The organism is Mesorhizobium sp. M2C.T.Ca.TU.002.02.1.1, assembly GCF_003997225.1.
In genome coordinates this window covers 1-1567 of record NZ_RZTO01001115.1, presented here as the reverse complement: position 1 = coordinate 1567, position 1567 = coordinate 1, and the positions used below count along the sequence as shown (strand labels likewise).

Genomic DNA, 1567 nt, shown 5'->3' with positions numbered 1-1567 from the left:
ATCTAAGATGGCCGCCGGCAGCGCGACGAGCATCTATCCCTTCATGGCCGGCGGCGCGGCCGATAGCACCAAGCTGGTTTCCGGCGAGGTCGTGCTCAGCGACCTTACCGCCAGCCCGCGCTTCGGCCTGAAAGGCGGTGGCAGCGCCGCCTGGCTCGCCGCGCAGGGTGTCAAGCTGCCCGCCGTCAACCGCATCGGCGAGCATCGCGGCATGCGGGTCCTTCGCCTCGGCAATGAGGACATCCTGCTTCTCGCGCAGGACGCCGGTGAGACTCTCGCCGAAGTTAAAGCCGCCTGGCATGCCGCGGCGGCGCCAAAAGGCTACTCCTCATGGCGCGAGGAAGGTTGGGCATGGATGCGGCTTTCCGGCCCTCGCCTTGCCGAAGCGATGAGCAGTCTTTGCGCGCTGGACCTGAGACCCCAGAAATTCGGCGGCGACAACATCGCGCAGACCCGCGTCGGCCATATCGAAGCCGTGACGTTTCGTTCGCCGACGGGTTTCGACATACTCTTCGACATCACCGCTTCGGCCTACTTCGCCCGCGCCGTCGCGGCGGTGGCCGGCCACACAGACCAGCACAGAGGATAGTCATGACCCGCCCGCAAGGAACCATCGCTCCCATCCTGACGCCGTTCGAAGAGGACGGCCGCATCGCGCGCGATCTGTGGATTTCCCACGCCAAATGGGTGCTCGGCCAGGGCGCGCATTTCCTCTCGCCCTTCGGCACGACCGGCGAAGCGCTGTCGGTGCCCTTGCGCGAGCGCATGCAGGCGCTGGAATGGCTGGTCGAGGCCGGCATCGCGCCCGACCGGCTGATGCCCGGCACCGGCGTCACCGCCCTGCCCGAAACGGTCGAATTGTCGGCGCATGCCGTCGGCCTCGGCTGCGCCGCGGTCATGGTGCTGCCGTCCTTCTTCTACACCGGCGCCGGCGACAACGGTCAGGCGCGCTACTACAGCGAGCTGATCGAGAAGGTTGCAAAACCTTCGATGCGCGTGATCCTCTACCACATTCCGCAGAACTCCGGCGTGCCGGTTAGCCCGGCACTGACGGCGAGGCTGAGCAAGGCCTTTCCGGACACGGTCGTCGCCTACAAGGACAGCGCCGGCGACTGGAACAACACCGCCGCCGTCATCGCCGCCGCACCCGGCATTTCTGTCTTTCCTAGCTCCGAGGCGCAGCTCACCAAGGGTCTCACCAGCGGCGCAGCCGGCTGCATTTCGGCAACCGTCAATCTGAACGCCGCCGCCATCCGCCGCCTCTACGACGCGGCCCGCAAGGGCGAGGACGTCACCGAGGCGGATGCCGCCATCAAGGCGTTCCGGAAGGTGATCCAGGATGCCGGGCTGATCCCGGCCATGAAGGCGGTGCTTGCCGTCAAGTCCGGCGATCGGCGTTGGCTGAACCTGCGCGCGCCGCATGAGAATGCGACGCTGGAGAACGGCCAGGCGCTGCTTGCGGCGCTCGGCAGCGCCGCCGACCATATCGGCCGTAGCTGAGATCGCGATGTCGGCGCGCCCAACAATCATCATCCTGCACACCGACAAGCCGGCGGGCGCGCTAGCC

General features: G+C 67.1%; 2 protein-coding genes. Both read left to right on the top strand.

The annotated features are described in order from the left end of the window. Positions 1-589: hypothetical protein (locus EOD07_RS37940; protein WP_164772814.1), on the top strand; the 589-nt coding region annotated here is incomplete at its 5' end. Positions 590-591: 2 nt separating this feature from the next. Then, complete coding sequence (locus tag EOD07_RS33885) at positions 592-1500, top strand: dihydrodipicolinate synthase family protein (protein WP_127238308.1); 909 nt, start codon at positions 592-594, stop codon at positions 1498-1500. Positions 1501-1567 lie beyond the last annotated feature (67 nt).

Bases quoted from the DNA above. Each gene is read 5' to 3' on its own strand.
- EOD07_RS33885 (WP_127238308.1), top strand. From the start codon at position 592: ATGACCCGCCCGCAAGGAACCATCGCTCCCATCCTGACGCCGTTCGAA.